The sequence below is a fragment of the Saccharothrix sp. NRRL B-16348 genome, assembly GCF_001280085.1.
In the GTDB taxonomy this organism is placed as follows: Bacteria; Actinomycetota; Actinomycetes; order Mycobacteriales; family Pseudonocardiaceae; genus Actinosynnema.
The window spans coordinates 113,843-132,882 of record NZ_LGED01000200.1; the positions used below are offsets into that span (position 1 = coordinate 113,843).

The window sequence follows — 19,040 nt, forward strand, 5'->3', positions numbered from 1 at the left end:
CCCGGGGGAGTCCGTGGTCGTGAAGAGCTCGACCGAAGAGCCCGCATTAGTCATCCTCGACCCGCCGAGATCGGTGTTCCGGCGCAAGCGCTTCCTGCTGCCGTTCGGCATATCGGCGGGCATCGCGCTCGTCGGCGCCTTCGTGCTGTTCGCCAACGGCGTCGCGGCGCTGCCGTTCCAGGGCATCACGATCGTCCGGGCCATGATGGCCTCCAAGGTCGAGTTCTTCTCCGACAACGAGGTCCGTCGCATCCTGATGGCCAACGGCATCCAGGTGCACCTGACCGACTCCGGCGGCTCGCAGGAGATACCCAGGACCGAAGAGGCCGCGGCCTACGACTTCGTCATGCCCTCGGGCCAGGTGACGGCCCGGCAGATCCACGACAAGGTGGGCGGCACGCCGTTCTACCCCTTCACCACGCCGCTGGTCATCGCCGCGTTCCGCGACTACGCGGAAGCGCTGGACGGCCAGGACGTGGCGGACCCGCAGCCGGGGAAGGACAAGCTCTACTACACGCTGAAGATGCCCGAGTTCGTCGGCCTCACCCTGGACGGCGCGACCTGGAACGAGCTCCCGGGCGGTGACCTGACGAACGCCAACCGGATCATCGCCCAGTCGCCGGACCCGTGCCGGGCGTACTCGGGCGCCGCCTACCTCGCGCTGGTCGCGTTCGCCGCCAACAACCGGAACGTGCCGACCGCGGCCGACGCCAAGGCGGTCGGCGCGCGGATCAAGCCGCTGTTCGAGGTCGAGGGCCAGTTCGGCGCGGGCATCGGCCGCACGTTCTTCGGGCCGGACGGGCGCACGTTCGCCCCCGTGGGCGTCATCTACGAACACCAGTACCTGGCGTACCAGATTCGCACCAAGGAGCGGACCGGGGCGGTCGACCCCGACCGGGTGCTGCTCTACCCCGACGCCCACCACCACGCGGAGCCGTGGCTGATCGCGTTCAGCGAGGCGGGGGAGAAGGTCGGCCGGCTGTTGCAGGAGAACACCGACCTGCAGCGGCGCGCGTTGGAGCTCGGCTTCCGCCTCGGCCGGGCGGGCAGCGCCTCGGTGGGCACCGTGCTGACCGAACGCGGTATCGACGTGCCGGACCCGGGCGCGGGCGACACGGAGGCGTTCCTGCCCAAGTCCGAGGACCTGACGACGATGATCGCGGAGGTCAGCCGCTGCCCGGGTGGGGTGCCGCTGTGAAGGCCGCCCTGGCCGCGTCGCTGGTGGTCTCGGCGGTCCTGTCCGGGTGCACGCCCGGCACGCCCGAACCGGTCGCGTTGACCGTGCTGGCCAGTTCGGAGCTGGCGGACCTCGCGCCCGTGCTGGACGACCTGCGCCGTGACACCGGGGTGGAGCTGAAGCTCGACCGGCGAGGCACGGTGCGGGCGAGCGACGACCTGGTCGCGGGCGTGGACCACGACCTGGCCTGGCTGTCCACGAACCGGTACCTGAGGCTGAAGGCCGCGGACCTGCCGCTGTCCACCAGCACGATGCTCTCGCCGCTGGTGCTCGGCGTGCAGGCGGGCAAGGCGGACGCGCTGCGGGACGCGTCGTGGGCCGACGTGGCGAGCCGTGCGGCGGCGGGTGAGTTGCGGTTCGGGATGGCCGACCCGAGGGTGTCCGGCAGCGGGATGGCGGCGTTGATCGGGGTGGCGACGGCCGCCGCCGGCACCGGTGCGGCGCTGCGGGCCGAGGACGTCACCTGCGACAAGCTCCAGGGTTTCCTCACCGGACGGGTGTTCGGCGCGCCCGGCGCGGCGGAGGTCGGTGACGAGTACGTGAAGCGGCAGGACGAGGTGGACGCCGTCGTCGCGTACGAGTCGACGGTGCTGTCGCTGAACGCGTCCGGGCAGCTGCGGGAGCCGTTGGAGGTCGTGTACCCGAGGGACGGCATCGTGCTGTCCGACTACCCGTTGATGCTGCTCAAGCCGGACAAGCGGGCCGCGTACGACCGGGTGGTGGCGTGGCTGCGCTCGCCGTCGGCTCAGCGGGTGATCATGGAACGCACGTTCCGCCGACCGTTCGACCCGCAGGTGGAGCGCACGGAGAAGCTGCGTGAGCCGATCGGCACCGCGCTGTACTTCCCGGGCACGCAGGAGGTTGTGGACACCCTGCTCGCCGCCTACGACCGGGCCGGTCAAGCGGGCCGGGTGGTGTTCGTGCTCGACCACTCCACGTCCATGGCGGGCGCGCGGATCGCCGGGCTGCGCGAGGCGTTCGCGACGTTGAGCCGGGCGGGCGGGTTCGACCGGTTCCGGGTGGGGGAGACGGTCGTGCTGGTGCGGTTCGCGGGCACGGTGCTGGAGGAGCGCTCCGTCGTCATCGGGAGTGCCGCGGACCTGGAAGGGCTGGCGACCGCCTTGACGACGGCGGAGCTGTCGGACAGCGGAACCGCGATCTGGTCGGCGCTGGACCACGCCTACCGGGTCGTCGGCGACGGCACGGTGGTGCTGATGACCGACGGCGAGAACAACGCGGGGATGAGCGCGGACGAGTTCCTGACCGCGTGGCCGGACCCGCCGGCGCGCACGTACGCGATCCGGTTCGGCGAGGCCGACCCGGTGGAACTGGACCGGGTGGCGCGGGCGACGGGCGGGCGCGTGGTGGACGCCGGCTCGGGATCGCTGCTGGAGGCGGTGAAGGAGATCCGTGGCTGTCGATAGAACGCTGTGGTGGTCGGTGTGGTGGCCGTGGGCGGTGCTGTGGATCGTGACCGCGCTGGCGATCGTCGTGGCCGTCGGCGTCGGTCTGTGGGCGTGGCGGGCGCGGCACCGGTTCACGCCGTCGCGCGAGGTGCCCGGGTTGACGATCTACCTGCACGAGAAGTCCGTGATGGACCTCTACCAGGTCGGCCGGTACGGCGACGCGATGACCAAGGAGGTCGTGGACCGGGTCGGCGTCACCAAGGACGGCAAGATCGCGTTGAAGGGCCTCGACCTGGGGGTGGAGGGCGTGCGGACGTCCGGCCGCGAGGTGGTGAAGACCTACATCGAGCAGTACGAGCCGATCGCGGTCGTCGGCGTGCTGCTGGACGCGCTGGAGGCGGCGGCCGGTGTCGTGCACGTCGACCTGCGCGACCTGTCCGTGCTGCGGAACACGGCGTTGGAGCAGCACCTGGAGCAGCACTCGGGGACGCCCGACGTCGTGCGGCTGCGGCGGATCGACTCGTACGTGTCGGTGAAGGGCGTGTTCCGGGTGGCGTCCGACGGCGACGGCACGACGGTGTTCCTGGCGCCGTTCGGCGACCCGGACGACCCCGAGGCCGGGCCGCAGGTGCGGGTCGAGTGCTACAACGCGGGGCTGCGCGACGACGTGGTGCCCGAAGGCGGCTTCCAGGCGCGGTGCCTCGGCAAGGTGCAGGCGTGGAAGGCGGACGACCGGCAGCTGGTCATCCGGCCGATCGCGATGTTCCAGTGAGGGGGCGTGCGATGCTTGCCCCATGGCATCGGTACCGGAGCGGCTGATCGACGCCGCGACGCGGTTGTTCGCCGCCAAGGGCTTCGACCGGGTCGCGGTGCAGGACATCGTGGACCTGGCGGGGGTCACCAAGGGCGCGATGTACCACTACTTCGGGTCCAAGGACGATCTGCTGCACGAGATCTACGGCAGCCTGCTGCGGATGCAGACGGAGCGGCTGGAGCACTTCGCCGCCGGGTCCGCGCCGGTGGCCGAGCGGCTGCACGCGGCGGCGGTCGACGTCGTGGTCACGTCGGTGGACAACTTCGACCAGGCGCGCGTGTACTTCCGGTCGGCCGACCACCTGGCCGAGGACAAGCGGCGGGAGATGCGGGCGGAACGGCGGCGCTACCACGAGCGGTTCCGGTCGCTGGTGGAGGAAGGGCAGGCCACCGGCGTGTTCCGCACGGACGTGCCCGCGGACCTGACCGTGCACTACTTCTTCGGCACCGTGCACCACCTCGGCCAGTGGTACAGCGCGGACGGGCCGTTGTCGGCGAAGCAGGTCGGTCGGCACTTCGCGGACCTGCTGCTCGCGTCGTTGCGTCCCGTTCCGGAGGGTTCTTCGTGAAGTCGCACCTGCACCGCTACCTCCGGACGGCGCGCGAGGCGCTGCTGTGGAAGCTGGACGGCCTGTCGCCCTACGACGTGCGCCGCCCGCTCACGCCGACCGGCACGAACCTGCTGGGCCTGGTCAAGCACCTGGCCGCGATGGAGGTCGCCTACTTCGCCGACACGTTCGGCCGCCCGTTCGGCGAGCAGTTGGAGTGGATGGCCGAGGACGCCGAGCCCAACGCGGACATGTGGGCCACGGCCGACGAGTCCACCGAGGACATCGTCGGGCTCTACCGGCGGGCCTGCGACCACGCGGACGCGACGATCGACGCGCTGGACCTGGAGTCGGCCGGCGAGGTGCCGTGGTGGTCGCCGGAGCGGCGGAAGGTCACCCTGCACCTGATCCTGATCCACATGATCGCGGAGACCAACCGGCACGCGGGCCACGCCGACATCGTCCGCGAGCTGGTCGACGGCGCGGCCGGCCTGCGCGCGGACAACGACAACCTGCCCTCGGTGGACTGGCAGACCTACCACGCGAAGCTGGAGCGCACCGCCCGCGAGGCGCGGGACTGATCGTTCGCGCCACATCTCGGCGAAAGCGCACGTGGCGGCCGTCAGCGGCGGCTAGAGAGTCCCCATGCAGATGTTCTTGCGCGCGGTCACGGCCCTGTCGGCCGTGGTGACCGCGGCCTGTGCCGTGATCGTGGCGGTCGTCGTGGTGTCGGGGAACGCGACCGTGCAGGTGGACAACCTGCGGACGTTCGACCGCATGGAGCTGTCCTCCGAGGTGTTCGACCTGGGGCGCGCCCGCCACCCCGGCTGGCGGGTCAGCGGCTGGAGCGGCGGCCCGGACAACGCGCCCTGCCCGGGGTACGTGGCCATCAGGGAAGGCACGACGTTCACCTGCACGTTCGAGGACGAGGGCAAGAAGTGGACCGTGCGGGGGCACGTCAAGGACAGCTACGGCGGTGAGCTGGAGGTCGACGAGCCCCAACTCGTCACGTCCTGACCCGGACGAAGACGACGGGCACGGCACTCGTCGGGGGAGTGCCGTGCCCGTCGGGTCTGTCGGTTCGTCGCAGGTCAGGCGGCCGGGACGAGCAGGACCACAGTCTCCGCCACGCACCCGGGCTTCGGGTTGCCCTCGATCTCGACGGTCACCTTCACCACCGCCTGCTTGCCCTGCGCCACGTCGGTGATCTCCGCCAGCTCGGCGCCCGCGCGCACCCGCGAGCCGACGGTCACCGGGCTCGGGAAGCGCACCTTGTTCAACCCGTAGTTCACGCCCATGGCCAGCCCCTGGACCGTGTAGATGTCCCGCACCAGCAACGGGATCAGGGACAGCGTCAGGTAGCCGTGCGCGACCGGCGCGCCGAACGGGCCCGCGGCGGCCTTCTCCAGGTCCACGTGGATCCACTGGTGGTCGCCGGTGGCGTCGGCGAACAGGTTGATCTCGGCCTGGGTGATCTCGTGCCACTCGCCGTGGCCGAGGTGCTCGCCCTTGGCGGCCGCCAGTTCCTCCAGATCAGCGAATACCCGCATCGTCAGTCCTTCGGTCCGCCGGCGACGTAGATGACCTGACCGGACACGAACCCGGCGCCCTCGCTGACCAGGAACGACGCCGTGTGCGCGATGTCCTCGGGCGTGCCGACGCGCTGCACGGGGATCGCCGCCGCCGCGCCCTTCTTGAAGTCCTCGAAGTCGATGCCGACCCGGGCCGCCGTCGCGGCGGTCATGTCGGTCGCGATGAACCCCGGCGCGATCGCGTTCACCGTCACGTTGAACTTGCCGAGCTCGATCGCCAACGTCTTGGTGAACCCCTGCAGGCCCGCCTTGGCCGCCGCGTAGTTCGCCTGGCCCCGGTTGCCCAGGGCCGACGTGCTCGACAGGTTGACGATCCGGCCCCACTTGGCCGCCGTCTGGAACTTCTGCACCGCCCGGCTCATCAGGAACGAGCCGCGCAGGTGGACGTTGATCACCGCGTCCCAGTCGTCGTCGGTCATCTTGAACAGCAGGTTGTCCCGCAGGATGCCCGCGTTGTTGACCAGGACGGTCGGCGCGCCCAGCTCGTCGGCGACCCGCTGCACGGCCGCTTCCACCGCCGCGCTGTCGCTGACGTCGACACCCACCGCGATCGCGGTGCCGCCGGAGGCCTTGATCTTCTCCACGGCCTCGGCGCAGCTCTCCTCGTTGAGGTCGAGCAGCGCGACGGCCATGCCGTCCTGCGCGAGCCGCGTGGCTACGGCGGCGCCGATGCCGCGTGCGGCACCGGTGACGATGGCCACCCGTGCGTCCGTCTCGGCCACGGTCAGTCCTCCTTGATCTGCGGGCCTAAGCAACCGCTTAGTAACCTACCGGCGACGTCGCCTTGACGCCAGGGCGTGTCAGGAGAACCATACCGACTGGTCGGAATGTCAGCCAGAGGAGGCGCGGTGGAGTTCTCGGGCAAGGTCGCACTGGTCACCGGAGCCGCGAACGGCATCGGGGCGGGGGTGGCACGCCGACTGGCCGCCGCCGGCGCGTCCGTCGTCGTCGCCGACGTGGACGACGCGCGGGGCGAAGCCGTGGCCGACGAGGTGGGCGGCGTGTACGTCCACTGCGACGTGCGCGACCCCGCGCACAACGAGGCCGCGGTCGCGACCGCCGTGACGCGGTTCGGCGGGCTCGACATCGCCGTGCTCAACGCGGGCATCGCCACCGGCTTCGGGCTGGGCGACGACTTCGACGTCGAGCGGTACCGCACCGTTATGGGCATCAACCTCGACGGTGTCGTGTTCGGCGTGCACGCGGCGCTTCCCGAGCTCAAGAAGCGCGGCGGGCACGTCGTCGCCACCGCGAGCATGGCGGGCCTGATGGCCATGCCCATGGACCCCCTGTACGGCGCCAACAAGGCCGCCGTCGTCGGCCTGGTGCGCGGCCTGGCCCCCGGCGCCGCCGCCGACGGCGTCACCGTCAACGCGGTGTGCCCGTCGTTCGCCGACACCGCGATCATCACCGGCTTCAAGTCCGCCCTCGAATCGGCGGGGATGCCGGTGCTGAGCGTGGACGACGTGGTCGACGCGTTCGTCTCCGTGTTGCGCGACGGCAAACCGGGTGAATGCTGGTTCGTGCAGGCCGGCCGTCCCAGCGCGCCGTTCACGTTCCCCAACCCGCCCGGCCCGCGCACCGCCACCGGCGAACGCGTGCGGCTCGACCACGACCCGATCGCCAAGGAGAACTGACCACCGTGCGCGCCATCCAGATCACCGAGTTCGGCGGACCCGAGGTCCTCAACGAGGTCGAGCTGCCCGACCCCGTCCCGGGCGACGGCGAACTGCTCGTCGACGTCAGCCGCGCGGGCCTCAACTACGCCGACACCCACCAGTCCGAGAACTCCTACCTGTCGAAGATGGAGCTGCCGCTGGTGCCCGGCGGCGAGGTCGTCGGCACGGCGGGCGACCGGCGCGTGGTCGGCCTCACCAACTTCGGCGGGTACGCGCAGAAGGCCGTGGTGCCCGAGGCGACCGCGTTCGACGTGCCAGACGGGGTGGACGACCTGACCGCGTTGAGCCTGGTCGTGCAGGGTGCGACGGCCTGGCTGCTGCTGCGCCGCAGCGCCCACCTGGAGCCGGGGGAGAGCGTCGTCGTCCACGCCGCCGCCGGCGGGGTCGGGTCGCTGGCCGTGCAGCTGGCGAAGAAGTGGGGCGCGGGACGCGTCATCGCCACCGCGAGCACCGAGGACAAGCGCCAGGTCGCGCTCGACCTGGGCGCCGACGTCGCCGTGGACTCGACCGCCGAGAACATGACCGAGGTGCTGCGCGAGGCCAACGGCGGACGTCGAGTCGACATCGTGCTCGACATGACCGGTGGCGCCGTGACCGACCAGAGCATCGCCGCACTGGCCCCGTTCGGCCGGCTGGCGTTCTACGGCATGGCGAGCCGCGAACAACCGACCCCCGTCGCGCCGGGCAAGCTGCTGGTCAAGTCGGCCGCGATCGCCGGCATGTGGCTGCCGCACGCGTTCAAGCTGCCCGGGCGGGTCGTGCACCGGGCCATGGGCGAGCTGTTCGACCTGGTCCTGGCGGGCGACCTGCGTGCCGTGCCGGGCGGCGAGTACGGGCTATCCGAGGTGCGCCGGGCGCACGAGGACCTGCGTGCCCGCCGCACCACCGGAAAACTGGTGCTGGACCCGTCACGCTGACACTTTCGCGGAGCCCTCACCGTTCCTCCGGTGAGGGCTCCGTCGCGTGAGTCGATCAGTTGAGGGTGAACGCTTCGGCCAGCCGGCGCAGCTCCGGAATCCTGGTGCCGAGCATCCAGAAGAACTTCTCCGCCGCGTCGGGCGTCAGTGCGACAGTCGCCGCCGTGCCGAAGCTGACTTCGTAGTCGCCGTCGGCGGTGATGGATTCCTTGAATTCCGCCTCACTGGTGATCCTGAGGTACGACGTCTGCTCGATCGCGTCTGCGGGTTGTGCCATCTGCGGACAACTCTCTTTCTGTCACGTGGTATCGCTACTGCGGCTCGCACGGCGGAGCCACAGGAATCGGCTTCGGCAGTCGTGGCAGTTGCAGCGGACGCATCGGTGAAAGCGCACGAGCACCACTGCGAGCGCCGTTCCACCGATCGATATCAGTGTTGCCCACCACATCGTCCCTCTCCAACCGTGCGATCGCGATGTTCGCCTGGCCCGCGGCCCATCCGATTCCCGCGAGCGACTCCGTTCCTATCGGCTTCGCTGGGCGGACGCCGTGATCGACGCGTCTGGCGGTGTCTGGTCGGGGGTCTGATGGTGTCTGGTCTCGCACAGCTGCGAACGGGTCTGGTATGAGGTGCGCTACCGTCTGGTATCGCTCGAAGTAAGGGGCAGGCTGTGGCACAAGGTCTCGACGTGGTGGGCACACGGCTGAGGGCCGCCAGGGAGTACGCCGGGTTCTCCCTCACCCGCATGGCGCAAGCCACCAACTACTCGAAGTCGTACTTGGGGCTGGTCGAGACCGGTGTCAATCCGGTTACGCTGGAAGTGGTAGCGGCGTACGAACGAGCATTAGGGGTCGGCGTGTATCGAGCGGACATCAACCACCCGAGACTGCGGAAGATCGAAAGCCCCGAACACCTGCAGCACATTCAGCAGGCCGTGGAGAGCGGCGATCCGGACATCTTCGCCCAGGGGCCGACGTCCAGTTCCATCGACGCGGCCGTGGCTCCCGTGCTGGGGTCGAATGCGATCGGGCACTTCCGGCGGTGGGCCGTCAGCGGAGAGACGTCGACGCTGCGGGCCAACGCGGTCAGCATTCTGGGTTTCCTGCCGGGCAGGGAGAACGCCGACATCGTGGTCAGCGTGCTGGAGAACGACGATGTCGTGCGGCGGCTGTGCCTGGCGTCGGAGGTGTCCCGGCTGACCCAGTGCGCCTGGGATGTCGCCCTCGCGGTCGCGGACGACCCTGCCGGCGCGCCGGAACCCCGGCGGCTCGCGACCAAGTTGGCCAAGGAAGCTGTCGACCCGAAGGACACCGAGGCGCGCTGGTGCGCGGGTTACCTTCTCCAGCGCATGGCGGTCGTTCTCGGCCCGGAAAGCTGAGGGGTCGCGCCTACCCGCCCGCCGTCGTCGTGTGATGTCGGCGTCCGCGCGCGATCGCAGCCGGACCCGTCACGCTGAGGAATGGGTGCCGTCGCTCGCGCTCGGGCGGCGGCACCCGTCCCGGTGGTTCAGTCGCTCAGCTCGGCCAACGCGGCCTTGACCTTCGCGAGCTCGGCCTCCAGCTCCTCCATCCGCGTGCGGTGCTGGGCGCGGGCCGTCTCGATGACCTCGTCGATGCCGCCGGCGATGTCGTCGTGCAGCTCCTTGGCCGCCCGCGACACCGCCGCGGCCGAGATGGCCAGGCCCTGCACGACCCGCTTGGTGCCGTGCACCAGGTCGGCCTGCCACTCGCCGTCGGCGGTCCCGGTGACGGTCAGCGTCAGCTCGACCGTGCGGGTCTTCTTGGCCGTCGACTTGGGCCGCTTCACGGGCTTGGCCTCGGCCTCCACGGGCTGTTCTGCCTGCGCCACGGGTGCGACCTCCTGCTGCACGGGTGCGGCGGGCGCCTCGGCGTCCACCGTCTCTTCCTGCTCCACGAGCGTGTCCGCCTGCACGTTCTCGTTTCCTCTCTGCGCATCCGGCTCGACCCAGCGTGATCATAGAACATGTGTTCGATGGTGGGTCGATTGCCCCGCACAGCGTAGGGTGTCGGCCTTGTGAGCGGTTGGACGGACTTCCCCGCTCGCCGGTTCTTGGACCGGTTGAGCGACGAACTCGGTGTTGCGGCGGTGCTGGCGCCTGGCGTCCTGGCGCCCGGGGTGCTGGCGGCGATCGACCAGCACGGTGCGGCGGTGCGCGACATCCTCGCGTTCGGCGTGCCGGCGGCGGCGGTGGCGGGCGCCGTGCTGCTCGCCGGGTACGCCAAGGGCGTGCTGGACGAGGCGAAGGCGCAGGGCTGGGCACCGCGCGCGATCGTGGACTGGGCGAACGCCGACTGGCTGACGCTGAGACTGGTCGCCGTCTGCCACCTCGCCCGGCGCGACGAGCCTGCGCTCGAGGCTTAGCCCGCTCCGCTGACGGGCTCGGGGCAAAAGTAGAGCAGGGGCCCCCTTGACGAGGACCCCTGCCCAGCGTTCCGCCGTGGCGGAAGTCAGCGCTGCTCGCCCGGCGGGAACTGGCCGGGGTGCGGCTGGACCGGCCGCGTCGGCTGCGCCGGGCCCGGTCCCGGCGCCATCGCCCCGCCGGTCGGCGGCGTCGGCATGCTCGCCGCGTGCGCCGGGGTCTCGGTCATCCGCGTGGTCTGCTCGGCCGGCGACACGCCCTGAGCCGTCCGCTGCACGTCCTCACGGCCGCGCTGGTAGGCCTCCGCCTGCGCCTTGGCCTGCGGGGCCTCGGCCTCGGCCTTCGTCAGCCACCCCTCCCAGCGCTGCTGCATGGGCCGGATCAGGCCACCGCCGACGCCGACGACCGCGATACCGCCGATCGTGGCCAGGATGGTGATCAGGATCGGGGTGGTGACGGTGGTGGCGACGCCGATCTGGTTCAGCGCCGCGATCACGCCGAGCGCGATGATGAACCACGAGGCGATCTTGCCGAGCGTCGGCCCGTAGGACAGCCCGCCGAGCGCGCGCGAGGTGATGTCCTGGACGGCACGCGCGATGGCGGCGGCCACGACGATGATCACGATCGCGACGATCGCCCTCGGCAGCCAGGCCACGATCTCGTTCAGCAGGTTGCTCACCGGGTTCGACCCGAAGATCCCGAACGCGATCTGCAGCGCGATCAGCAGCACCGCGTAGTACACGATCTGCGCGACCAGCCCCGAGGCGTCGAACTTGGACCGCGCCATCGCGTCGCTGAGCCCGCCACGCTGCACGGCGCGGTCGAAGTGCAGGCGGCCCAGCAGCTTCTTCACCGCCGCGCGCAGCACCCGGGCGACGATCCACCCGATGAGCAGCACGACGAGGAAACCGACGAGTTTGGGCAGGAAGGTCACCACGTTGCGCAGGGCGTCACCGGTTGCGTCACCGATGCCTTGAGCCTGCACCGTCTGCGCGGCGAGCAGGGCTTTCATCGTCTCGACCTCCTCGGACGACCGGTTCGTCTCAAGCAACCGGTTACCCGAGGTGGCCAGGTCAAACCTCGCGTCCTCCGACCGGGTGAGGTCGGCGCGACGTCCGGTGATCGGCGCAGCCCGGAACGCCCTGATCAGACCTCGGGCGGCAGCCGGACCGCCCGGTCCACCTCCACGTGCGAGACGCCGGGCACGGCACCGAGCAGGTCGCCCACTCCAGGGGCGACCGACCCGGTGACCATGCCCAAGCCCTCCAGCACCTGCTCGACCACCATCCCGGCGTCACGCAGCGCCGACACGACGGTGGGCAGGTTCGCCACGCTGTCGTCGGCGACCGAGACCACGACCTTGTCCACGGGCGCCTCCGTCGGTGCTCCGGCTCCTCCGGCGTGCTAGGGAGCTTGCACCAATCCTGCACCCACGTCCGTGGAAGGCAAGCCCAGCCGACGACCGGACTGCGCCAGCCTCGCCCACAGCTCCCACCCACGCGCGTTGTGCTTCTCCGCGATGAGCGCGGCGACGCCCGCGACGTGCGGCGTGGCCATGCTCGTGCCCTGGATGCGCTTGTGCATGCCCAGACCGCCGTCCTCCTTGTTCCAGCTGGAGTAGATGTCGACACCGGGGCCGACGATGTCGACCTGGCCGATGGTGTCGACCGTCCCGCAGGAGAAGAACGCGATCGCGCGCTTCACGTCCACCGCGCCGACGGCGAGGATCGACGGGCAGTTGGCCGGGTGCCCGACCGGCGCGATCGTGCCCGGCCGGTTGCTCTCGTTGCCCGCCGCCGCGATGATCAACGTGCCCTTCCCCAACGCGCGCGTGGCGGCCTGCTCGAAGATCTGCGAGTGCGGCGTGCCCGGTCGCACCCTCGCGCCCAGCGACATCGACACGACCGCGCAGCCGTTGGCGATGGCCCACTCGATGCCCGCCAGGATGCCGCTGTCGGTGCCGCTGCCCTGGTTCGACAGCACCTTGCCCGCGTAGATCTCGGCCTCGTGCGCGACCCCGTACCCGGGAACGCCGCCGTTGGCGGTGCGCGGACCCGTGGCGGAACCGATGCAGTGCGTGCCGTGGCCGTGCGCGTCGTCCACCGTCTCACCGGTGATGAACGACTGCGTGATCACGGTGCGGCCCGCGAAGTCCGGGTGCGCGACCGTGAAGCCGGTGTCGAGCACGGCGACCCGCACGCCCTTGCCGGTGGCCGAGCTGATGTTCGCGCCCACGGCCTGCAGGCCCCAGGTGAACACGGACTCGTCCACGGCGGGGGCCGCGGCCTCGTCGGTGCCCGTGTCGGGCGGCGCGGTGTAGGCGTGCACGACCCGTTCGGCCTCGACGACGGAGATCGGGCCCGGCGCCTCGGCGGCCCGGGTCAGCTGCTGTACCTGGTCCGGCGTCGCGTTGACCACGGCGATGCCGAGGTCTTGGAAGATGACGCCATCGGCCGCGGCGACCTCCGCCCTGGTGGCGGAGTCCGCGGTGCTCGCGGCGCTGATCCCGGCGACCCGGTTCATCTCCCGCGCGCCGGCCGCGACCGACCGCTCGTCGAGGAGCACGAGGTAGCGGCCAGTGGTCTCAGCGTCCGTTGGTTGTGACATGACGACCCCCTTCGGGGTTGGACGGCAGTCAGGTGTAACCCCGGATCACGCTAGGGCTCAATCGGCCGGAAGAGTTGGCCGCGAGCACGAACGTGTTCGTATGCCGTAGTGGAGCCGTCGGGACGCGCAGAGATACAGGTCAGGCCGTTGCCGGAGCAGGACCACGCTTTCGGGTGAACTTCTTGGCCAACGGCTCCACCACGCGTGCCGCGACCGGTCCCAGCACGGCCATCAGCAGCACGTAGGCCGTCGCCAGCGCCGCCAGCTGCTCGTCCACCGCGCCGGACGCCACCGTGAGCGACGCGATCACGATCGAGAACTCGCCGCGCGCCACCAGCGCCGCGCCCGCCCGCGCCCGGCCCATCCGCCCGATGCCCTGCCGCCGCGCGGCCCACCACCCGGTGGCCACCTTCGTCAGCGTCGTCACCACGGCCAGCGCCACCGCGAGCGCCAGCACCGGCGGTATCGACGCCGGATCGGTGTTCAGGCCGAACACCACGAAGAACATCGCCGCGAACAGGTCGCGCAGCGGCTCCAGCATCCGGGTGGCGTTCTCCGCCGTCGACCCCGAGATCGCGATGCCGAGCAGGAACGCGCCCACCGCCGCCGACACCTGCAGCTCCGACGCCACACCGGCGACCAGCAGCGCCGCGCCGAGCACCTTGAGCAGGAACACCTCCGGGTCGGGGCTGTCCACCAGCGCCGACACGTACCGGCCGAACTTCAGCGCGATCACCAGCACCACGGTGATCGCGGCCAGCGAGATGCCCACCGCGGTCAGCCCGCCGACGAAGCTCACGCCCGCCAGCACGGCGGTCAGGATCGGCAGGTACACCGCCATCGCCAGGTCCTCGAACACCAGCACCGACAGCACCACCGGGGTCTCCCGGTTGCCCAGCCGGCCGAGGTCGCCGAGCACCTTCGCGATGATCCCGGACGACGAGATGTAGGTGACGCCGCCCATCGCCAGCGCGCCGAGCGGCCCCCAGCCCAGGATCAGCGCCGCGATCACGCCGGGCGTCGCGTTCAGCACGATGTCCATGAGCCCGGCCGTCCACGACCGCTTGAGCCCCGTCACGAGCTCGGCGGCCGAGTACTCCAGGCCGAGCAGGAGCAGCAGGAGGATGACGCCGATCTCGCTGGAGAGGTGCGTGAAGTCCTCGATGCCGTGCAACGGCACCAGGCCGCCCTGCCCGAAGGCCAGGCCGCCGATCAGGTAGAGCGGGATCGGGGAGATGCCGATCCGCCACGCCATCTTGCCGAGCAGGCCCAGCCCGAAGAAGACCGCGCCGAGTTGGATCAGTGCGAGTGCGGTGCTGTGCAAGGTGTTCAGCCACCGCCCAGCAACTCGGCCGCGGCGCCGAGGCCGTCCGCCGTGCCGACCACGACGACGAGGTCGCCGCCCGCGAAGACGAAGTCCGGGCGCGGCGACGGGTGCACCGAGCCCGCGCGCACGACGGCCACGATGGACGCGCCGGTGCGGGTGCGCAGCTCCGTCTCGGCCAGCGGGCTGCCGTCGAACCGGGAGCCGGGCACGATCGGGAACTGCTTGGTGGAGATGCCCGCGACCTCGCGCTGCTGCTCCTGCAGGTGCGCGACCAGCTGCGGCGAGCCGAGCAGCCCGGCCAGCGTGCTCGCCTCCGCGGGCGTGAGCGCTATGGACGCGGTGCAGTCGTCCGGGTCGTCGAGGGACGACACGATCAGCTCGAACTTGCCGTCACGGTGGGTGATCACCCCGATCCGGCGGCCCGCGCGGATCATGAAGTCCTGACGGGTGCCGATCCCCGGAAGCGGCGTCACCTCGACGTTCACACCATGTGATCCTAGTCGGATGACAGGACCGGTTCGCTCGATCGGGCGAGGGTGGGTGGTGCGCGACCGCGTGCCCGGTCCGGACGTGGACGAGTTCGCCGAGCCGGAGCGCATCGTGACCGCCCTGGCCCGCGCCCGTCCCGGCACGCTGCTCGCGGTGCAGCACCCGCACCGCACGCCCGCCGCGCTGGCCGCCGGGTCGAGCCTGCTCGACGCCCTGCCGCACGCCGTCGCCGAACTCGCCCACCTGCGCCGCAACGCCTACCGCGAGGTGCGGGACGTGGTCGCGCCGTACCGGGTGGACGGCCCGGACGGCACCGCGCACGGCCTGCTGTGCATGGTCGACCCGGCCGCCGTCGGGCACACCGAGGACGTGTACCCGGACGTCGTCGCCGAACGCGCCCGCGTGCTCTCCGGCCTCGGCTGCGTGACCAGCGCGGCGATGCTGGTGCCGGTGGCCCGCGAGGTCCGGCTGACCGGGCTGGTGGCGGAGGTGGACGACGAGCCCGCCGTGTCCGTGGTCGACCCCGGCGGTCGGCGGCACTGGCTCTGGCTCGTCGGTCCGGGCGAACGGCAGGACGCGCTGCTGGAGGCCGCGGGCGAGCACCCGCTGATGGTGGCCGACGGCAACCACCGGGTGGCGGCCTCGGCCGGGCTGTCCGGACTGTTGGCGCTGGTCACGGCCGGTCCGGACCTGCGGATCGGGCCGATCCACCGTGCCGTGGCGGGCAGCGGGCTGTCGCTGGCGGACATGGCCGTCGCGTGGCGGTCGCTCGGGCTGGTGGTGACGCCGGTCGACGCGGCGACCCGCCCGTCACCCGGGGTGGTGGTCGCGGTGTCCGGGGCGTCCGCGGTGCGCGTCGAGCTGCCGTCGGCGGGCGTGGACCACGCGTTCGTCGAGGCCGTGCTGCTGGACAAGGCGCTCGGCCTGGACCCGGAGAGCCCCCACGTGCGACCGGTGACCGGCGACGTGCCCACCGAGGGCGTCGACGCCGTCCTGCTGATCGCCCCCGTGCCCCTGGCGGACGTGCTGGCCGTGCACGAGGCGGGCGGGCGGATGCCGCGCAAGAGCACCTACTTCACGCCGAAGCCGCGCAGCGGGCTGCTCCTCGCCGACCTGGACTGACGCCGGTGGGTCGACGGCGACGGGGCCGGTGGCGGCGACCGACCACCTGATGCGGGTGTGACGGGCCGCACCAGGCACAATTGGAGGTTGACGACCGTCGTCGCGTTGAGGAGGAATACCCCGTGGGACACGGTGAGCTGCGTGGCGTGGTGGCCCTCGACGGGCCGTCCGGCACCGGCAAGTCCTCCGCAGCGCGCCGGCTCGCGGCGACACTCGGCGCGCGTTACCTCGACACCGGCGCGATGTACCGGGCGGTGACGCTGGCCGTGCTGCGCGCCGGCGTCGACCTCGCCGACGCGGACCGGGTCGCCGAGGTCGCGGGCGCCGCGCTGCTCGTGCAGGGCACGGACCCCGACCGCTCGACCACGTTCCTCGACGGCGCGGACGTCGGCGCCGAGATCCGCGGCCCCGAGGTCACGGTCGCCGTGTCGCCGGTGTCGGCCGTGCCCGCGGTGCGCGAGCTGCTCGTCGCCGAGCAGCGCCGGATCATCGCGGAGGCGTTGGACGAGGCGGGCGGCATCGTGGTCGAAGGCCGGGACATCGGCACCGCCGTCGTGCCCGACGCGCCGCTCAAGGTCTACCTGACCGCCGACGCCGAGGCCCGCGCCCAGCGCCGCGCCAAGCAGGACAGCGCGTCCGGCCGCACGGCCACGCTGGACGCCACGCTCGCCGACGTGCAGCGCCGTGACGCCTACGACTCGTCACGCGCGGTGTCGCCGTTGCGCGCCGCCGAGGACGCGGTCGTGCTCGACACGACGTCGCTCGACCTGCCGGGCACGCTGGCCGCGCTGCTGGAACTGGTCGACGCGCACGGGCTGCTGGCCCAGCCGAGCGGACGGGTGCGCGGGTGACCCACCAGCTCCCCGAGGGGTCGGCGCCCTGGCTGCACGACGTCGGCCGGTGGATCGCGCGCGGACCGTTCCGGGCGTCGTTCCGGGTCCGGGCGCGCGGCGTCTCGCGGATCCCGCTCGAAGGGCCCGTGGTCGTCGTGGCCAACCACAGCTCGATGGCGGACGGGCCGATATTGTTCGGCGTCCTGCCCCGGCGTGTGGTGTTCTTGATCAAGCAGGAGATGTTCAAGGGCGTGGTGGGCACGCTGCTGCGCAAGATCGGCCAGCTGGCCGTGCGGCGCGGCGCGCCCGACCGTGCGCCGCTGCTCGCCGCGCAGAAGGTGCTGCGGGCCGGCGGCCTGGTGGGAGTGTTCCCCGAGGGCACCCGCGGCACGGGCGACGTGGCCGAGGCGCAGGCGGGCGCGGCGTGGCTCGCCCGCTCGACCGGCGCGGTCGTCGTGCCCGTGGCGTGCCGGGGCACCCTGCGCCCGGCCGGAACCCGACGGCGGTTCCGGCCCGAGGTGGACGTGCTCGTGGGTGAGCCGTTCGAGCTGCCGAGCGACAAGGGTCGCCAGGCGCTCGTGAAGGCCACCGAGCAGGTCCGCGACCGCTTGGCCACGCTGGTGGCCGAGCTCGACAGCCAGCGAGGAGAAGCAAGATGACGGACTTGGACGGCACCTGGGCGGACGAGTCCGACTGGACCGCGTTCGACGAGACGGTGGAGGGCGAGGAGGGCGGCGCGCCGCCGATGCCCGTGCTCGCCGTGGTCGGCCGGCCGAACGTGGGCAAGTCGACGCTCGTCAACCGCATCATCGGCCGGCGCGAGGCGGTCGTGCAGGACGTGCCCGGCGTGACCCGCGACCGGGTCGCCTACGACGCGCTGTGGAACGGCCGCAAGTTCACCGTGGTCGACACGGGCGGCTGGGAACCCGACGCGGTCGGCATGATGGCCGCCGTCGCCGCGCAGGCGGAACTGGCCATGGCCACCGCCGACGCGATCCTGTTCGTGGTCGACGCCACGGTCGGCGCGACCACCAACGACGAGGCCGCCGTCAAGCTGCTGCGCCGGTCCAAGCGGCCCGTGCTGCTGGTCGCGAACAAGGTCGACGACGAGCGGCTGATGGCCGAGGTCGCGTCGCTGTGGTCGCTCGGCCTCGGCGAGCCGATCCCGGTGTCCGGCCTGCACGGCCGCGGTTCCGGCGACATGCTCGACGCGATCCTCAAGGCCCTCCCCGAGACGCCCCGCGAGAACTACGAGGCCGTCCGCGGCGGCCCGCGCCGGGTCGCGCTGGTCGGCCGGCCGAACGTCGGCAAGTCGTCCCTGCTCAACCGCCTGACCGGGGAGAACCGGTCGGTCGTGCACGACGTCGCGGGCACCACCGTCGACCCGGTCGACTCGCTGGTCGAGCTGGACGACGAGATGTGGCGCTTCGTCGACACCGCCGGGCTGCGCAAGCGGGTCAACTTCGCGTCCGGCGCCGAGTACTACGCGTCGCTGCGCACCAAGGCCGCGATCGAGTCCGCCGAGGTCGCGATCGTGCTGCTGGACGCGTCCGAGCCGATCAGCGAGCAGGACCTGCGGGTGCTGACCATGGTCGTGGAGTCCGGGCGGGCGTGCGTGCTGGCGTTCAACAAGTGGGACCTCGTGGACGAGGACCGGCGCCACGCGATGGTGCGCGAGCTGGAACGCGGGCTGGTGCGGGTGCCGTGGGCCGAGAAGGTCAACATCTCGGCGTTGACGGGCCGTGCGGTGCGCAAGCTCGCGCCCGCGCTGCGGACCGCGTTGAAGTCCTGGGACACCCGGATCCCCACCGGGCAGCTGAACTCGTGGCTGACCGACCTGATCGCCGCCACCCCGCCGCCGGTGCGCAGCGGCAAGCAGCCGAAGGTGCTGTTCGCCACCCAGGCGAGCACCCGGCCGCCGACGTTCGTGCTGTTCACGACCGGTTTCCTGGAGGCCGGGTACCGGCGGTTCATCGAACGCAGGCTGCGCGAGGACTTCGACTTCAAGGGCAGCCCGGTGCGCATCTCGGTGCGAGTGCGGGAGAAGCGCACCAAGAAGTGATCGGCCGGACGGGGACCGTTCGTCGCGG

At 71.6% G+C, this 19,040-nt stretch carries 23 protein-coding genes; 14 read left to right on the forward strand and 9 right to left on the reverse strand.

Annotation, left to right across the window (positions count from 1 at the left end):
- Positions 1-19: 19 nt before the first annotated feature.
- The 6 genes from ADK67_RS21510 (at position 20) to ADK67_RS21535 (ending at position 5,021) form a co-directional block, all read left to right on the forward strand.
- The gene (locus ADK67_RS21510; RefSeq protein WP_157620701.1) at positions 20-1,198 is read left to right on the forward strand and encodes a hypothetical protein; all 1,179 of its coding nucleotides are present in this window, start codon (positions 20-22) and stop codon (positions 1,196-1,198) included.
- A complete protein-coding gene (locus ADK67_RS21515) occupies positions 1,195-2,661 on the forward strand; it encodes a vWA domain-containing protein (protein WP_053718259.1) in 1,467 nt (488 codons plus the stop codon). Before ADK67_RS21510 ends, ADK67_RS21515 begins: the two co-directional genes overlap by 4 nt.
- Positions 2,648-3,415, forward strand: coding sequence for a hypothetical protein (locus tag ADK67_RS21520; RefSeq protein WP_053718260.1), 768 nt, complete (start codon positions 2,648-2,650; stop codon positions 3,413-3,415). Before ADK67_RS21515 ends, ADK67_RS21520 begins: the two co-directional genes overlap by 14 nt.
- Before the next feature lie 22 nt (positions 3,416-3,437).
- Complete coding sequence (locus ADK67_RS21525) at positions 3,438-4,025, forward strand: TetR/AcrR family transcriptional regulator (RefSeq protein ID WP_053718261.1); 588 nt, start codon at positions 3,438-3,440, stop codon at positions 4,023-4,025.
- Positions 4,022-4,585, forward strand: a complete 564-nt coding sequence (locus tag ADK67_RS21530; RefSeq protein WP_053718262.1) for a DinB family protein — start codon at positions 4,022-4,024, stop codon at positions 4,583-4,585. The genes ADK67_RS21525 and ADK67_RS21530 overlap by 4 nt, the downstream gene beginning before the upstream one ends.
- A 64-nt stretch (positions 4,586-4,649) precedes the next feature.
- Positions 4,650-5,021: a DUF4333 domain-containing protein gene (locus ADK67_RS21535; protein ID WP_053718263.1), complete on the forward strand. Its 372-nt coding sequence runs from the start codon at positions 4,650-4,652 to the stop codon at positions 5,019-5,021.
- 74 nt (positions 5,022-5,095) lie between these two features.
- Here the strand turns inward: ADK67_RS21535 and ADK67_RS21540 are convergent, their stop codons facing one another.
- Positions 5,096-5,554 carry a MaoC family dehydratase gene (locus ADK67_RS21540; protein ID WP_053718264.1) on the reverse strand — a complete coding sequence of 153 codons (459 nt, stop codon included), beginning with the start codon at positions 5,552-5,554 and terminating at the stop codon, positions 5,096-5,098.
- A gap of 2 nt (positions 5,555-5,556) precedes the next feature.
- On the reverse strand, positions 5,557-6,318 hold the full coding sequence (fabG, locus tag ADK67_RS21545; protein WP_053718265.1) for a 3-oxoacyl-ACP reductase FabG: 762 nt from the start codon (positions 6,316-6,318) through the stop codon (positions 5,557-5,559).
- 126 nt (positions 6,319-6,444) lie between these two features.
- Between fabG and ADK67_RS21550 the strand changes: the two genes are divergently transcribed.
- Entirely contained in the window at positions 6,445-7,233 is a 789-nt protein-coding gene (locus tag ADK67_RS21550) for an SDR family oxidoreductase (RefSeq protein ID WP_231648297.1), read from the forward strand.
- 5 nt (positions 7,234-7,238) lie between these two features.
- Positions 7,239-8,192, forward strand: coding sequence for a quinone oxidoreductase family protein (locus tag ADK67_RS21555; RefSeq protein ID WP_053718267.1), 954 nt, complete (start codon positions 7,239-7,241; stop codon positions 8,190-8,192).
- A 55-nt stretch (positions 8,193-8,247) separates the two neighbouring features.
- On the opposite strand, the gene ADK67_RS21560 is transcribed toward ADK67_RS21555, so the two are convergent.
- Complete coding sequence (locus ADK67_RS21560) at positions 8,248-8,469, reverse strand: hypothetical protein (protein WP_053718268.1); 222 nt, start codon at positions 8,467-8,469, stop codon at positions 8,248-8,250.
- Positions 8,470-8,862: 393 nt separating this feature from the next.
- Here ADK67_RS21560 and ADK67_RS21565 point away from each other — a divergent pair, with 393 nt between their 5' ends.
- Complete coding sequence (locus ADK67_RS21565) at positions 8,863-9,570, forward strand: helix-turn-helix domain-containing protein (RefSeq protein WP_063797672.1); 708 nt, start codon at positions 8,863-8,865, stop codon at positions 9,568-9,570.
- 128 nt (positions 9,571-9,698) lie between these two features.
- On the opposite strand, the gene ADK67_RS21570 is transcribed toward ADK67_RS21565, so the two are convergent.
- Complete coding sequence (locus ADK67_RS21570; RefSeq protein WP_053718269.1) at positions 9,699-10,124, reverse strand: DUF6319 family protein; 426 nt, start codon at positions 10,122-10,124, stop codon at positions 9,699-9,701.
- Between the two features lie 102 nt (positions 10,125-10,226).
- On the opposite strand from ADK67_RS21570, the gene ADK67_RS21575 reads away from it, so the two are divergent.
- A complete protein-coding gene (locus ADK67_RS21575) occupies positions 10,227-10,574 on the forward strand; it encodes a DUF6401 family natural product biosynthesis protein (RefSeq protein ID WP_053718270.1) in 348 nt (115 codons plus the stop codon).
- An 86-nt stretch (positions 10,575-10,660) separates the two neighbouring features.
- On the opposite strand, the gene ADK67_RS21580 is transcribed toward ADK67_RS21575, so the two are convergent.
- The 5 genes from ADK67_RS21580 to ADK67_RS21600 form a co-directional block, all read right to left on the reverse strand.
- Complete coding sequence (locus ADK67_RS21580) at positions 10,661-11,584, reverse strand: mechanosensitive ion channel family protein (protein ID WP_082403677.1); 924 nt, start codon at positions 11,582-11,584, stop codon at positions 10,661-10,663.
- Between the two features lie 134 nt (positions 11,585-11,718).
- Positions 11,719-11,940: a hypothetical protein gene (locus tag ADK67_RS21585; protein ID WP_053718271.1), complete on the reverse strand. Its 222-nt coding sequence runs from the start codon at positions 11,938-11,940 to the stop codon at positions 11,719-11,721.
- A 36-nt stretch (positions 11,941-11,976) separates the two neighbouring features.
- Positions 11,977-13,179: a S8 family serine peptidase gene (locus ADK67_RS21590; RefSeq protein ID WP_053718272.1), complete on the reverse strand. Its 1,203-nt coding sequence runs from the start codon at positions 13,177-13,179 to the stop codon at positions 11,977-11,979.
- A gap of 139 nt (positions 13,180-13,318) precedes the next feature.
- Entirely contained in the window at positions 13,319-14,503 is a 1,185-nt protein-coding gene (locus ADK67_RS21595; RefSeq protein ID WP_053718273.1) for a cation:proton antiporter, read from the reverse strand.
- A gap of 5 nt (positions 14,504-14,508) precedes the next feature.
- A complete protein-coding gene (locus ADK67_RS21600) occupies positions 14,509-14,991 on the reverse strand; it encodes a cation:proton antiporter regulatory subunit (protein ID WP_053718274.1) in 483 nt (160 codons plus the stop codon).
- A 19-nt stretch (positions 14,992-15,010) separates the two neighbouring features.
- Here ADK67_RS21600 and ADK67_RS21605 point away from each other — a divergent pair, with 19 nt between their 5' ends.
- The 4 genes from ADK67_RS21605 (at position 15,011) to der (ending at position 19,012) form a co-directional block, all read left to right on the forward strand.
- The gene (locus ADK67_RS21605) at positions 15,011-16,117 is read left to right on the forward strand and encodes a DUF1015 family protein (protein WP_053718275.1); all 1,107 of its coding nucleotides are present in this window, start codon (positions 15,011-15,013) and stop codon (positions 16,115-16,117) included.
- A gap of 122 nt (positions 16,118-16,239) precedes the next feature.
- Positions 16,240-16,968 (forward strand): (d)CMP kinase, encoded by a 729-nt coding sequence (gene cmk / locus ADK67_RS21610; protein WP_053718276.1) that lies wholly within the window; start codon positions 16,240-16,242, stop codon positions 16,966-16,968.
- A complete protein-coding gene (locus ADK67_RS21615) occupies positions 16,965-17,609 on the forward strand; it encodes a lysophospholipid acyltransferase family protein (protein WP_053718277.1) in 645 nt (214 codons plus the stop codon). Before cmk ends, ADK67_RS21615 begins: the two co-directional genes overlap by 4 nt.
- The gene (der, locus tag ADK67_RS21620; protein WP_053718278.1) at positions 17,606-19,012 is read left to right on the forward strand and encodes a ribosome biogenesis GTPase Der; all 1,407 of its coding nucleotides are present in this window, start codon (positions 17,606-17,608) and stop codon (positions 19,010-19,012) included. The genes ADK67_RS21615 and der overlap by 4 nt, the downstream gene beginning before the upstream one ends.
- Positions 19,013-19,040 lie beyond the last annotated feature (28 nt).